Below are 14,086 nucleotides of genomic sequence, written 5' to 3'. Positions count from 1 at the left end.
GGCGCTCGAAGCGGGCGGGCACGCGACCCGCCCCGGGCCGAGTGCGCGCCGTTGTCCCCTCGGTCATGAGAAAGACAAGCGCCTTTCATGATCGGCTTATCCGCCGGCGCGCTTTTCCGAAACTACGCGGCGCGTCCGAAACTGCACGGCGTGCTTCCCGCACCCGGCTCACCGCAAGATCATGAATCGTCGTCGTTCGAAAGGTTCCGGACAGTGTTACGCGCCGGCACAGAGGTGTCGGCGCGCATTTTTGCGATCGTGCGATTCAGTTTTTACGACCTAGAGATCAGGTCAGCGCCGGCTCGGCCAGACGAAGCAGATCATCTGCCTCCGCCGCAGCCGCTGCGAGCCGATCATTGTCGGCACGCAGACGCGTGATCTCGAACTCCAGTGCCTGAACCCTGGAACGCAGTCGGGTGACCTCGTCGAGCAGACGCCGGTCGGGCGCTGCACCTACGTGGCCGTAGAGGGCCTTCGCCATGCTGACTCCTTGATATGCGCTGCCGGAAAGGCCGGCCAACGCGCGCCCATTTGTACGCGGCTGTCATTCCAGGCTGTATCTGGGCATGACCGGGCGCGACTGGCGACACCTATATATTGAGCCGCAAACCCCTCCTTCGTCAAGTTCTCGCAGGCCGTAGATCATCTCCACGTCGACCTGTCCACTTGCCGGGGGGCTGCCGCAAGGCACGGACACTCTCTGTCCGGACACCTTTACTGTACGCCCGGATCCGCGGAAGTCCGCACCCTGGCGTCCGACTTCCCCTTAACTCTTTCTTAGCCACGTTGCCGCAGCTCGCAGGCGCGCCGTAGCGTCACTGCGGCCCGCAACCGACCCGTGGAGGCATAGGCGTGTACGGCTGGACCGATCCGATGGACCCGAACGGCGCACCCCGGCGCGTCGAACGGCCGACCGACGAGCCGGCCTGGCTGCACGACCGCCCGGAGCCCCGCTCGGCCTACCTCTTCGGCGACGAGCCCGGTCAGCCGGGCGACGAGTGGCACCAGGAACAGGCCGTCGGCGGCCGGCAGCCGGACCCGGCGACCGATGCATCCACCACCGCCGCCTGGCCGACCCGCCCGCCCTACAGCGAGACCGGTGACCGGGGCGACAACCACCCGATTCGGGACACCACGGGCAGCTGGCACACCGACACCGAGGCACCCGGCGGCTGGCACACCGACACCGACCCGGAGACGACCGACGGCTGGCGCGGCGCCGCCGCGACCGGGCGGCCCAGTGAGGGGCGGCACCGCTCGCCACGGCGCTGGCGTCGACCGCTGATGATCGGGGGTGCCGCTGCGGCCGCCACCCTGGTGGTGAGCTTCGGCGTCGGCGCGCTCACGCTGCCCGGCGGTGGCGACGGCGCCCCGCAGTCGACGGCCGTCGACGACACCTTCTCCGCGTCGGCGCCGCCGACCGAGGAGCCGGCGCTGGACGCCCTCGCCCCACCGTCCCCGTCCGCCACACCCACCCTGGCGTCTCCGAGCCCGTCGCCGAGCAAGGTCGTCAAGCCCACGCCGGCGACGTCCCGGACCACCGCCGCGTCGCGCCGCAGCGTGCAGCGCAGCAACGCGCCGAGCACGACCAACGGTTCCGGTGGTTCCAGCGGCTCCGTCAGCGCCCAGGCCCGCGAGGTGGTAGACCTGGTCAACGCCGAGCGGGCCAAGGCCGGTTGCAAGGCGCTGAGCATCAACGACAAGCTGATGACGGCCGCCCAGCGGCACAGCCAGGATCAGGCCGACCACCAGAACATGTCGCACACCGGCAGCGACGGCAGCAACGCCGGCCTCCGGCTGGACCGCGTCGGTTACGCCTGGCGCACGTACGGCGAGAACGTGGCCTGGAACCAGAAGACCCCGGCCGCGGTGATGGACGCCTGGATGAACAGCTCCGGCCACCGGGCCAACATCCTGAACTGCGCGTTCACCGAGATCGGCGTCGGCATCGCCGACAGCAACGGGCCGTACTGGACGCAGGTCTTCGCGGCGCCGCGCTGACCGCGCGTCGTTCCCGCCCCCGCGCTCGTTTGACCCGGTGAGGTACGTCGGGCCGGAGCGTAGGGGCCGGCGTACCGGTGCGGGCGGCGACAGGCCGTCCAGGACCCGGGAGCTGCCGATGCGGATCCGGCTGCGGAGACACGCCGCCGTACGCCCACTGCGCCGCGTCCTGTCGGCCAGCGTCGTTCTCGTCCTGGTGGTGCCGGTGTACGGGTGTCGGCCCGCGCTGACCCCGCCCGGCGCGCCCACCGCGTGGCCGGCCGCACAGGCCCGGCACTGGCAGTGGCAGTGGCAGCTCAGCGGCCCGCTCGACCCGGCGGTGGACGCGGAGGTCTTCCTGCTCGACCCGGTGGCCACCACCGCCGCGCAGACCGCCGAGCTGCGCTCCCGGGACCGTCGGCTGATCTGCCAGGTGCACGTCGGGTCGGTAGACGCCGCCGCGCCGGACGCCAGCCGTTTTCCGGAGGTCGTCCGAGGCACGGCCGGGCGTCGGCCCGACAGCCGGTGGCTGGACGTGCGGAGTTGGGACGCGCTCCGGCCGGTGCTGGCCGACCGGTTCCGGCTCTGCCGGGGCAAGGGCTTCGGCGCGGTGGCGCTCTTCGACGTCGACGGGTACGCGGCGCGCACCGGCTTTCCGCTCGACTTCGACGACCAACTGCTGTTCAACCGCCGGCTGGCCGAGCTGGCCCGCTCGTTGAGCCTCTCCCCCGGGCTGGTCAACGACGTGCCGCAGCTTGCCGCGCTGGCCCCGGATTTCGACTTCGCGGTCAACGAGGAGTGCGTCCGGCTGGCCCAGTGCGCCAAGCTGCTGCCGTTCAGTGACGCCGGCAAGCCGGTCTTCCACGTCGAGTACACCGGCTCGACCGACGAATTCTGTGTCACCACCGTCGGCTACGGCTTCGCGTCGATCCGAAAGGACCGCACGTTGGACGCGTCAAGAGAAGCCTGCCCCCTCCCCTAACCCACCCCACCCCCGCGAGGCGGGGGTGGGGCGAGGGTAGGGCAAGGGGTGGGGAGTTAGGGCACCGGCACTAGGTCTGGGGCCGGGGCCGGCGGGTCGGCTGGCGCGGACGCCGGGCGCGGGCGTAGGAAGCGCGGGGCCCACCAGTTGGCGTCGCCCAGCATGGTCATCAACGCCGGCAACACCACCCCCCGGATGATCGTGGCATCCAGCAGGATCGCCGCCGCCAGGCCGATGCCGAGCTGCTTCATGTCGATGGTGCTCAGCGTGGCAAAGATCGAGAAGACCCCGACCATCACGATCGCCGCGCTGGTCACCACCCCGGCCGACGAGGTGATTCCGTACGACACGGCGTCGCGGTTGGGCATGCCGGACCGGATCCCCTCACGGATCCGACTGACCACGAAGACGTGGTAGTCCATCGAGAGGCCGAAGAGCACCACGAACAGGAACAGCGGCAGCCAGGACACGATCGCGCCCATCGACGTGAAGCCCAGCAGCCCTTCGGCCCACTCGCCCTGGAAGACCAGCACCAGCAGGCCGTACGCGGCACCGGCGGAGAGCAGGTTCAGCGCGATCGAGCTCGCCGCGATCACCAGCGACCGGAAGGTGAACGCCATGACCAGGAAGGTCAGCACCAGCACGAAGCCCATGACCAGCGGCAACTTCTGCCGGACGTGCGACGCGTAGTCCTCGCTGTCGGCCACGCTCCCGCCGACCGCGTACTCGATGCCCGGGATGCCTCGCAGCTGCGCCGGGACCAGGTCTCCGCGCAGCTTCTCCAACGACTGCACCGACCGACTGTCTCGACTGGCGTACGGGGTGGCGACGTCCAGCACCGAGACCCGCCGGTCGGCCGACACCTCGATCTTCGGGCCGTCCGCCTCGACCGGGGCGAACAGCGGATCGCCGGCGGCCCGGGTGGACAGGTCGGTGAGGGCGGCGCGCACCCGGTCGGCCTGGTCGGCGGGTGCCCGCACGGCCACCACGTGGTTTGTGCCGGCGCTCGGGAAGGCGGCGGTGAGCCGGTCGTACGCCTGCATGGCCGGGGTCGTGCGGGGCAGGTCCTCCATGCCGGGGAACTTCAGCTTCATGCCGAGCGCCGGCGCGGCCAACGCGAGCAGCAGCCCGACCGAGATGACGAGCGTCGCCACCGGCGCGCGCAACGCGGGCCGGAGCACCGCCGGCCAGAGCCGGGGCGCGCGGGGCTGGCCGTGCCGGCCGGTACGCGGCGCGGTCAGTCGCCAGAGCAGCGGCACCCGGGGCCGGTCCACCCAGCGGCCGAGCCGGGCCAGCAGGGCGGGCAGGACGGTCAGCGAGCCGGTCACCGCGACGGCGACCACGAGGATCGAGCCGATGGCGAGGGACGAGAAGACCACGTCGCCGGCGAGCAACAGCCCGGCCATCGAGATGATCACCGCAAAGCCGGAGACCACCACGGCGTGCCCGGAGGTCTCCGCGGCGATCTCCACCGCGTCCAGACCGGATCGGCCCTTGGCGCGTTCCTCCCGCTCCCGACGGATGTAGAACAGCGAGTAGTCGACCCCGACCGCCATACCGATCAGCAGGATCACCGGCGCCGTCGTGTCGGTCGCCGGCACCAGGTGCGAGGCGAGGGTGGACAGACCCATCGCCGCGGCGACCGAGGAGAGCGCCAACAGCACCGGCACGCTCGCCGCGATCAGCGCGCCGAACGCGATGATCAGGATCGCCAGGGTGACCGGCAGACTGAGCAGCTCGGCGCGCTTGAAGTCCTTACCCAGGGTGTCGTCGAGGGCCTGACTGATCGACGGCCCGCCGACCTGCTCGACCCGCAGCTCGGGGTGCGCGGCCTGCACGCCGGCCGTGGCGTCACGCAACGGCTGCACCCGCTCCGAGGCCGTCCCCGGGTCACCCGACATGGTGATCGGCAGCAGCAGCGCCGAGCCGTCGCGCGCGGTGACCGGCTGGCCCACCCCGGCCACCCCGGCGACCGCACGCAGCCGGGCCGCCGCGTCGTCGGCCGCCGCTCTCGCTGCCGCCTGGTCCAGCGCGCCGTCCCGGGAGGTGATGAGGACGTTGTCCACTGCCGGGTCGTCGAAGTCGCCGGCGTCGATGATCAGGCTGGCCCGCCCCGCCTCGCCGATCGCCTGGTCGGCACTCGTGGCCTCGTTGAGCCCGGCGGCGTTGCCGCCGACGAAGCACACTGCCACGAACACGACCCACAGTGCGATCGCCCGCCACGGGTGCTCGGCGCTCCACCGCGCCAGCCGCACCGTCACCGGTCTTTTCCCCATCTCGCGTCCCCCTGTCACGTCAGCCCCCTGTCAACTGTGCTGACGCTAGGTGCGTGACGAGGCGGTCACATCGGGGATCGACCCGGGCCCACCCTGGGATCACCCCACCGGGAGCGAGGGTCCGTTCGGCGGGCAGCAGCCGGCGATCGGGACGTACGCCGGGGTCCAGCCCTCAGCGCCCCGCCGCGACCCGCCGGTGCCGCCCCGAGCCGACTCCGGGTCATCCCCGAAGGGAACCCCGGGGCCGTGGCTGACAGCGCGGGCAGCTGTACGAGGATCGGTTCATGAACGCCTCGCGACGGATCGGCGTGCCGCACCGGCGGCACGGCTCGCCCTCGCGGCCGTAGGCGTTGAGCGCCCGGTCGAAGTAGCCGCTCTCGCCGTTGACGTTCACATAGAGGGCGTCGAAGCTGGTGCCGCCCTCGCTGATCGCCTCGGCCAGCACGTCGCGGACGTGGCCCAGCAGGCGCTGCGCGGCCGGGCCGGTCAGCGCGTCGGTGGGTCGGCCACCGTGCAGCCCGGCGCGCCAGAGCGCCTCGTCGGCGTAGATGTTGCCCACCCCGGAAATCAGGGTCTGGTCGAGCAGGGCCCGCTTCACCTCGGTGTGCCGGCGGCGCAGCGCCGCGACGAACGCCTCGTCGGAGAAGTCCGGGTCCATCGGGTCGCGGGCGATGTGCGCGATCTCGTCGGGCAACTCGGCGCCGCCCTCGCTCACCGAGAGCCCGCCGAACGTGCGCTGGTCGACGAAGCGCAGCTCCGGGCCGTCGTCGGCGAACCGGAACCGGACCCGCAGGTGGGTCTCGTCCGCCGTGCCGGGTGGCTGGAGCAGCAGCTGACCCGACATACCGAGGTGCCCGATGATCGCGTCGCCGCTGTCCAGTGGCAGCCACAGATACTTGCCGCGGCGGCGGACGTCCAGCACGGTCCGGCCCGCGAGCACGTCGGCGAAGTGCACGTCACCCGGAACGTGCCGGCGGACCGCACGCGGGTGACGTACCTCGACCGAGGCGATCGTCCGGCCGACGACCCACTGGGCCAACCCCTGCCGGACGGTCTCCACCTCGGGCAGCTCAGGCACGCCGCGACCCCGTCTCGTGGCCGTCGGCACCCCCGGCCGGCAGCGCCTGCGCCAGGTGGTCGGCCTGCTCGGCCTGAGCAGCCCGCTCGGCGCGCTCCAACGGCCCGAACGGCTCGTCCCGGTCGGTCGCGTCGTCCGGGTCGAGCTGCTGGCTTTGGCCGTCGTCGCCGGCCCGAGCGTCCTGGCCGTCGTCGCCGTCCTGGCCGTCCTGCTCGGCGAGCGTCCGCCAGGCGGCCTCGGCGGCCCGCTGCTCGGCTTCCTTCTTGCTACGCCCCTCGGCGCCGCCGTACCGATTGCCGGCCACCACCACCCAGGCCGTGAAGGTCTTGAGGTGATCCGGGCCGGTGCCCTCGATCCGGTACTCCGGGACGCCGAGCCCGAGCGCCGCCGTCAACTCCTGGAGGCTGGTCTTCCAGTCCAGGGCGGCACCCCGACCCGCCGACTCGGCCATCAGCGGGTCGAAAAGCCGGTGGATGACGATCCCCGTGGTGTCCAGGCCGTACTGGAGGTAGATCGCGCCGAGCAGCGCCTCCAGCGTGTCGGCGAGGATGCTCGCCTTGTCCCGACCGCCGGTCGTCTCCTCGCCCTTGCCGAGCAGCAGGTACGCGCCGAGCCCATCCGGGCCCAGACCGCGGGCCACCTCGGCGAGCGCCCGCATGTTGACCACACTGGCGCGCAGCTTGGCCAGCTGCCCCTCGGGCAGATCCGGGTGGTTGTGGAAGAGCGCCGTGGTGATCACCACGCCGAGCACCGAGTCGCCGAGGAACTCCAGCCGCTCGTTGGTGGGCAGCCCGCCGTTCTCGTACGCGTACGAGCGGTGGGTCAGCGCGCGCTGGAGCAGCTCGGGTTCCAGGCTCACTCCGAAGGCGGCTTCCAGGTGGCCGACGGACGCCCGCCGCCGCTTGTCGTTGCTCATGTGCGTACCTCGGTGTCGGTGGAGCGGTCGGTGCGATCCGTCGCGGCGTCGCCCACGAGCAACGCGGAGACCAGATCGGTGGCGCGCCGCCGCCATAGGTGGGCGGCTAGAGCTATGCCGGAGGCGACGTCGTCGGCGCGGGCGGACCCGTGGCAGACGACCACCGTCCCCGCGACGCCCAGCAGGGCCGCCGCGCGGGGCGCACCCCCCTCGGCAGGTGGGCCGCCGGCCATCGCGTACGCGCCCTCGATGGCCTTGAGCAGCACGTTACCGGTGAAACCGTCGGTGACGACCACATCGGCGCGCGCACCGAGGGCCACGTCGTACCCCTCGACCAGGCCGACGTAGCGTGCCCCACCGGGCAGCGGTTCGACGGCGAGCAAAGGGTCGGTGGCCCGGCGGACCCGGTCGCCCTTGCCGGCCTCGGTGCCGACCGAGAGCAGCCCGACCCGCGGCGCGGCGATCGAGTGGGCCACCGCCGCGTACGCGGCGCCGAGCACGGCGTGGCGGGCGAGGGTGGCTGGGCGAGGTTCCAGGGAGCCGCCGACGTCGAGCAACACGACCGGCCCCGCCACGGCGGGCAGGGTGGCGGCCAGGGCAGGTTGGCGGATCTCCGGTGAGCGGCCGAGGCCGAGCACGGCTGCGGTGACGGTGGCACCGGTGGCGCCGGCGGAGACCAGGGCATCGGCGGTCCCGTCCCGGACGGCGGTGACCGCGGCCCGGACGGTGCTCTCGGCGCGGGCGGCGCTGGGATGGTCGGCCATGCCGACGACATCACGAACTGGCCGCACCGTGATCCGGGCGCGTTGCTCCGGATCGAGGGCGGCAATCAACTCGTCGGCGACCTCGGTCGGGCCGACGAGGAGCAGATGCAGGTCAGGGTCGGCGCGCATGGCCCGCAGAGCGCCGTCAACCACGACGGCGGGAGCGTCGTCCCCGCCGAGGAGGTCAACGGCGATCCGCGCGGTGCCCGGCTCCACCGGAACGCCGGCCGGAGTGGGCCGGCCGACGTCGGAGGAAGCCGGGGCACCGGGCGAATGCCAGGATGCGCGTGCCGCCCGACCTGAGGTCGGGGGTGTCACTCGGCGTCCAGGTCAGACCTCGAGAACCTGGCGGCCGTTGTAGGTGCCGCAGACGGAGCAGGCGGCGTGCGGCAGCTTCGGGGACTTGCACTGCGGGCACGCAACGGTCGCGACCACGGTCGCCTTCCAGTTCGCCCGGCGGGACCGGGTGTTGCTGCGCGACATCTTGCGCTTCGGGACGGCCACGGTTCTTACTCCTCTGTAACGGTCAGTTGCGACAGGCCCGCCCAACGCGGGTCGATCTGCTGGTGACTGTGGTCGGCCGGCAGATCGTCCCAGTGCGCCCCGCATTCGGGGCACAGTCCTGGGCAGTCCTCCCGGCAGAGCGGGTTGGTCGGCAGCGTGAGCACCAACGCGTCCCGCAGCGCCGGCTCCAGGTCGATCAGATCGCCCTGCATCCGGCCCACCTCGTCCTCGTCGGTCGTGGCGTCCGTGGTGCTGTCCTCGTACGCGTACAGCTCCTGGATCGTCACGCCCATCGAGTCGTTGATCTCGCGCAGGCAACGGCCGCACTCGCCCCGGACGGGACCGGTGATGGTCCCGGAGACGAGCACGCCCTCGGACACCGACTGCAACCTCAGATCGAGGTCGAGGTCCGCGCCCTCCGGCACACTAATCAACTCCACACCGAGGTCCGCCGGTGCCGGCACGACCCGCTGGACCTCACGCAACGCGCCAGGGCGACGCGGCAGTTCCCTCGTGTCGAGGACCAGCGGCGACCTGGGGTTGAGTGTCGATGGCGAGTGCTTGGGCATAGTTAGACTCCGGCCGGTGAGAGGCCGACAAAAAAGGTTACCTGGGCGACCGCCGGACCGTCGAACCGGGGGCGACGCCCGCCTTAGAAGTCGGCTGGTGAGGTGCCGCTCAGAAGGGTAGCGGGCGTTCCGCCTCATCCCCAGCGAAGGTGCCGATCTCCCGCAGCGCGTGCATCTTGTCCCGACCGCGCTCGATCGAGGCCAGCGCCCGGGTGAGGAACTGCTCGAAGTTGGCCAGCGCGGTGTCGACGTAGTCGTCGACCTCCTCACGCAGGCGCTGCGCCTCGGCGCGGGCCTCGCCGATGATCCGGGCACCCTCGTGCTCGGCCGACACGGTGATCTCGTTCACCGAGACCAGGCGGGCGTGTTCTGCCTCACCCTCGCTGATGATCCGGTCCGCCTCGCGCTTGCCGGCTTCCATGATCTTGTCGCGCTCCTCCAGGAGCGCGGAGGCGCGACGCAGGTCGGCGGGGAGATCGGCGCGCATCTCATCGAGGGCAGCGATCATCTCACCCCGGTCGACCATGCAGTTGTTGCGCGACATCGGGACGGAGCGCGCCTGCTCCAGGATGGCGATCAGTTCATCGATGCGATCGAGCGGGTCCACCGGCTACCTCACTCCTGTCGTTGCTCGGCCGACCTCAATGATGCGGGCTACGGCCGTTCCCCGCGCCACCAATCATGTCGTGCCCGCCCCACCACCGCCCCACTCACCCCAACCCGGCGAGTCGCGACATTGTCACCCCACTCACCCCCGCGCCGATCTTGCATTTCCTGCTGCGCCAAACCGCCGCATAAATGGGCAATCTGGGAACCAGAAGTGCAAGATCTCGGGGGCTGGGGTGGGGGTTGGGGTTAGTGGCGGGGGCCGAGGCGGGTTTGGAGTGCTTCGCGGACTGGGTCGGGGACGTGGGCGGAAATGTCGCCACCCCACTTGGCCACGTCCTTGACCAGGCTCGACGAGAGGAACGAGTAGAGCGGGTTGGTCGGCATGAAGAGCGTCTCGACCCCGGCCAACCCGATGTTCATCTGCGCCATCTGCAACTCGTAGTCGAAGTCGCTGACCGCCCGCAGACCCTTGATCAGCACACTCGCCTGCTGGGCCCGGCAGAAGTCCACCAGCAGCCCTCGGAACGACTCGACCCGCACGTTCCCGTACGACGAGGTCACCTCGCGGAGCATCTCGATGCGCTCCTCGACGGTGAACAGGCCACTCTTCGACTGATTTACCAGCACACCGACGATCACCTCGTCGAAGAGCCGACTGGCCCTTCCGATGATGTCGAGGTGTCCGTTGGTGACCGGGTCGAACGAACCGGGGCACACCGCACGTCTCATGATCGGCGACCGTACCAAAGGGTGGTCTCGCCATAACGGCGACTGCGCTCGGCGGTGATCCCGTCCACCCAGTCGAACTCCCTGGTACGGCTCGACCGCTCCACCACCACCAACGCGTCGGGTGTCAGCCAGTCGCCGTCGACAAGCGCGGCCAACAACGCGGTGATCTCCGCGTCCGGCACCGCGTACGGCGGGTCGGCGAAGACCACGTCGTACGGCTCGCCGCCCGGCCCGGCGGCCAGCACCGTCGCCACCTTGCCGGTGACCAGCCGAGCCGCCGGGCCGGCGCGCAGGGCCGCCACGTTCTCCCGGATCACCCGGGCCGCCCTCGGGTCGGACTCGACAAGCAGCACGTGCCGGGCCCCCCGGGAGAGCGCCTCCAGCCCGACCGCGCCGGAGCCGGCGTACAGGTCGACGAAGCGGGCGCCGTCGAGATCGACCTCGGCCTGGACGGCGCTGAACAGCGCCTCCCGGACCCGGTCCGAGGTCGGGCGGGTGCCGGCGCCGGGAGGCGCGGCGATCCGCCGGCCGCCGAGCGTCCCGGCCACGATCCGGGTCACCGTTTCCTCCTGCTCATGCCCGCGACGCTACGCGAGGCGGCGGAGAACACCACCGACAACCTCCGCGTCACCGGCGGCGGGTCCTGGCTCGTGTCGCGTCGACATCCATCCCCAAAGTGATCTTGTCCATTGCCGTACGCGGGCATTGTCATTAGGTTGTCCGCGGTGCTGGCGGCGAACTGCCGGCACCCGGCTCGGGAGCGTGGCAAACCCGGACGCGCGGCGCTCTCCGCAGCGACGGTCCACTCCCGCTCCCACACCGACTCCAACGCCTCAGCACCCCCGGGAGCACGCGTGATCCGTCCGAAGCTGTCGCTACGGCGACCGCTGACCATGGCTGTCATCGCACTGGCTGGCCTCACCGCCACAGTCGCGCTCCAAGCCCCGGCGCTCGCCGCCGGCCCGTCACCCTCGGTGTCCCCCAGCACCACGCCGACGGTGAGCCCGAGCGCCACGCCGAGCCAGACGGGTACGGCCTGCGTCAGCGCGGCCGACGCCCGTTACACGCACACCTTCAACGGCCAGGCCGGCGAGGCTTCGATCACGCTGACCAACGGGCCGCTCTGCGCGGGCCAGGAGCAGCAGTTCGCGCTGGTGTCGTACGTTGCTCCGTCGGCGACCTACAGCTTCCCGCAGCACATGCTCGCCAAGTCGGTCAACAAGTTCACCGGGACCAAGCCGGGGGCGACCACCCTGAACTTCTCGGTCGAGGTCCCGAAGTGCTTCACCCAGGTCGACTTCGTCTTCGGCAGTGAGATCATCACCCCGCTCAAGGACGAGAGCGACAAGTACGGCGACCGCAAGGTCGGCAGCCCGCACGGCATCGGCTCCCACTCGAAGGGCCCGAAGGCCTGGTACAACGGCGGCGCGGGCACCTGCGAGGCGGCCCCCGAGGTCATCGCGAAGTCGGACTGCGATGGCAACGTGGAGCTGACCCTGGTCAACCGCAGCGGCAACGCGGCGGCGACCTTCGAGATCACCGGCAGCGGCGGCTTCACCGAGCACGTCAAGGTGCCGATGCGTGAGCTGGAGACCCGCAAGCTCACCGCCGAGCAGGCCAAGCAGATCAGCGTCTCCGCCAAGGGGATGACGACCTGGCAGGGCGGCTGGACGAAGCCGGCGGACTGCGAGCAGCCCGTGGTTGGCAAGCCGCAGGCCGACTACGACTCGACCTGCGACAAGATGGCGTACCGGATCGTCAACCCGGCGAACGGCGTCGCGGTGACCTCCACCATCACCCCGAGCGCCGGCGCGGCCAAGACCGTCACCGTCGCCCCGGGCAAGTCCGAGACTGTCACCTTCGCGGCGAGCGCGGGCTTCAGCCTCACGGTCACCGGTGACGTGACCTCCAACGGCGCGCTCAAGTGGACGCAGCCGGCGGACTGCGACAAGGGCGGCGAGGGTGGCGGCCTTCCGGTGACCGGCGCGGCAACCACCGGCTTCATCGCTGGCGCGATTGCCCTGCTGGCGCTGGGCGCGGCACTGTTCATCATGACCCGCCGTCGTCGGGTGCGCTTCACCGCCTGATCCGGCCGGGTGCCTGGGCACCCGACATCAACAGCGCGAAGGGCGCGTCGACGAGCTGTCGACGCGCCCTTCGCCGTGTCGGTCTGGTCCACTGGGGAGCACCGGTCGCCGTGAGCGGACGAGCACCTTGCGTCGACCAAAGATCACGAATCGAATACATTGCCGGATGGCAATGATATGAACTCCCCTCATTAACCACCCATCAGTACAGTCTCCCCCTGTCCCCGCTTTCGCCGCGGGAACACCACCGCGTCGCACGACGCCTGGTGAGCAGGTGACCTCTAGTCACCATTGCTCCCGGCCTCCCGCCACGCGATCCGTACCCCCCTCACCAGGAGCAGGCGTGAACCCTCCCAAGTCTCCGTTCCGGCGCCTCGCGGCCATCGCCGCGGGCGCGCTGATCGGCCTCGCCGGCGTCGGCATCGCGGCGTCCCCCGCGAGTGCCCACTACACCGACACGGTCGGCAAGGCCGTCTGTGACACGACCACCGGTGAATGGGTCGTGAGCTGGACGGTCAAGAGCGTCTACCACTACTCCTCGACCAGCTACAAGCTGCACAGCGTCGAACTGACGCCCGCCGACACGACGGTGACCAACATCCAGGTCACCAAGGGCGACGAGTACCCGCACGACGTGAACATGCCGCTTACCGGCGTGCAGCGCGTGCCCGGGTCAGCGACCGAGGCCACCCTCGGTGTGAAGGCCAAGTGGAACGACAACTACTCCGAGGACAAGGCCCGCACGGCGAAGGTGACTTTCGAGGGCACCTGCGCCAAGGAGGAGCCGCCGACGACCCCGTCGCCGGAGCCGACGCCGAGCACCCCGCCGACCACCCCACCGACCACCCCGCCTGCGGTCAGCATCCCCACCGCCAGCTTCACCTCTGACTGCGAGGGTGCCGTCACGGTGACGCTCGCCAACGGTGCGGACGCCACGACCGACGCCAAGCTCACCGTCACGGCCAAGGGATTCTCGAAGACCTACACCGTCAAGCCGGGTGGCAGCAAGAACGACATCGTCGTTCCGGCCAAGGCCGGCGAGATCACCGTCAGCGAAGGTGACAAGGCGGTCGGCCAGCCCTACACCTGGGCGACTCCCAAGGACTGCGTCAAGCCGGGCGAGCCCCAGGCGGGCGTCGAGTCCACCTGCGACAAGCTGATCTTCGGCTTCGCCAACCCGAAGGACGGCAAGGCGTTCGAGGTGACCCTCACCCCGAACAAGGGTGACGTGCAGAAGCGGACCATCGAGCCGGGCAAGACCATCTTCGTCGAGTTCGAGGCGTTCGAGGGTCTGACCGTGACGCCGGCCGCCGAGGGCCTCGACGACACCACCCCGGTCGCCTGGGAGAAGCCGGCCGAGTGCACCCCGGGTCAGGGTGGCGGCAAGGACGAGCCGGCCCTGCCGCTGACCGGTGCTGCCACCGGCGGCATCATCGCCGGTGCCGTGGCGCTGCTCGCCGCCGGTGCTGTCCTGTTCGTGATGGCCCGTCGTCGTCGGGTGCGCTTCACCGCCTGAGACAACCAGCTCTGAACACCTGAGGGCGCGTCGACCAACCCGGTCGACGCGCCCTCAGCGCTTTCTCACGATCACT

At 70.9% G+C, this 14,086-nt stretch carries 13 protein-coding genes and 1 pseudogene; 4 read left to right on the top strand and 10 right to left on the bottom strand.

Going from position 1 to position 14,086, the window contains the following annotated elements:
- Nucleotides 1-286: 286 nt before the first annotated feature.
- Nucleotides 287-481, bottom strand: a complete 195-nt coding sequence (locus IF46_RS0107030; protein WP_030487463.1) for a hypothetical protein — start codon at nt 479-481, stop codon at nt 287-289.
- A gap of 371 nt (nt 482-852) precedes the next feature.
- Here IF46_RS0107030 and IF46_RS0107025 point away from each other — a divergent pair, with 371 nt between their 5' ends.
- A complete protein-coding gene (locus tag IF46_RS0107025; RefSeq protein ID WP_030487462.1) occupies nt 853-2,001 on the top strand; it encodes a CAP domain-containing protein in 1,149 nt (382 codons plus the stop codon).
- A gap of 118 nt (nt 2,002-2,119) precedes the next feature.
- On the top strand, nt 2,120-2,962 hold the full coding sequence (locus IF46_RS0107020) for an endo alpha-1,4 polygalactosaminidase (RefSeq protein WP_030487461.1): 843 nt from the start codon (nt 2,120-2,122) through the stop codon (nt 2,960-2,962).
- Nucleotides 2,963-3,018: 56 nt separating this feature from the next.
- Here IF46_RS0107020 and IF46_RS0107015 read toward each other — a convergent pair whose 3' ends face one another.
- The 9 genes and pseudogenes from IF46_RS0107015 to rsmD form a co-directional block, all read right to left on the bottom strand.
- The gene (locus tag IF46_RS0107015) at nt 3,019-5,238 is read right to left on the bottom strand and encodes an MMPL family transporter (protein ID WP_030487460.1); all 2,220 of its coding nucleotides are present in this window, start codon (nt 5,236-5,238) and stop codon (nt 3,019-3,021) included.
- 220 nt (nt 5,239-5,458) lie between these two features.
- Complete coding sequence (gene mutM, locus IF46_RS0107010; protein ID WP_030487459.1) at nt 5,459-6,316, bottom strand: bifunctional DNA-formamidopyrimidine glycosylase/DNA-(apurinic or apyrimidinic site) lyase; 858 nt, start codon at nt 6,314-6,316, stop codon at nt 5,459-5,461.
- A gap of 166 nt (nt 6,317-6,482) precedes the next feature.
- Nucleotides 6,483-7,232: pseudogene (gene rnc, locus IF46_RS0107005) on the bottom strand (ribonuclease III); the annotation flags it as partial.
- Nucleotides 7,229-8,212 carry a phosphate acyltransferase gene (locus tag IF46_RS0107000; protein ID WP_030487457.1) on the bottom strand — a complete coding sequence of 328 codons (984 nt, stop codon included), beginning with the start codon at nt 8,210-8,212 and terminating at the stop codon, nt 7,229-7,231. The gene IF46_RS0107000 and the pseudogene rnc, both read right to left, overlap by 4 nt.
- Nucleotides 8,213-8,326: 114 nt before the next feature.
- Entirely contained in the window at nt 8,327-8,500 is a 174-nt protein-coding gene (gene rpmF / locus IF46_RS0106995; RefSeq protein ID WP_030335284.1) for a 50S ribosomal protein L32, read from the bottom strand.
- A gap of 5 nt (nt 8,501-8,505) precedes the next feature.
- Complete coding sequence (locus tag IF46_RS0106990) at nt 8,506-9,069, bottom strand: YceD family protein (protein ID WP_030487456.1); 564 nt, start codon at nt 9,067-9,069, stop codon at nt 8,506-8,508.
- 109 nt (nt 9,070-9,178) lie between these two features.
- Nucleotides 9,179-9,676, bottom strand: a complete 498-nt coding sequence (locus IF46_RS0106985) for a hypothetical protein (protein WP_030487455.1) — start codon at nt 9,674-9,676, stop codon at nt 9,179-9,181.
- A gap of 248 nt (nt 9,677-9,924) precedes the next feature.
- A complete protein-coding gene (gene coaD, locus IF46_RS0106980; protein WP_030487454.1) occupies nt 9,925-10,407 on the bottom strand; it encodes a pantetheine-phosphate adenylyltransferase in 483 nt (160 codons plus the stop codon).
- Complete coding sequence (gene rsmD, locus IF46_RS0106975; RefSeq protein WP_030487453.1) at nt 10,404-10,967, bottom strand: 16S rRNA (guanine(966)-N(2))-methyltransferase RsmD; 564 nt, start codon at nt 10,965-10,967, stop codon at nt 10,404-10,406. The genes coaD and rsmD overlap by 4 nt, the downstream gene beginning before the upstream one ends.
- 294 nt (nt 10,968-11,261) lie before the next feature.
- Between rsmD and IF46_RS33155 the strand changes: the two genes are divergently transcribed.
- Nucleotides 11,262-12,494, top strand: coding sequence for an LPXTG cell wall anchor domain-containing protein (locus IF46_RS33155; protein ID WP_051723737.1), 1,233 nt, complete (start codon nt 11,262-11,264; stop codon nt 12,492-12,494).
- A 343-nt stretch (nt 12,495-12,837) separates the two neighbouring features.
- A complete protein-coding gene (locus IF46_RS0106955) occupies nt 12,838-14,010 on the top strand; it encodes a hypothetical protein (RefSeq protein ID WP_030487451.1) in 1,173 nt (390 codons plus the stop codon).
- The last annotated feature ends 76 nt before the right edge of the window (nt 14,011-14,086 follow it).

The sequence above is a fragment of the Micromonospora chokoriensis genome (assembly GCF_000718555.1).
In the GTDB taxonomy this organism is placed as follows: Bacteria; Actinomycetota; Actinomycetes; order Mycobacteriales; family Micromonosporaceae; genus Micromonospora; species Micromonospora chokoriensis_B.
This window is presented reverse-complemented; position numbering and strand designations above follow the sequence as displayed.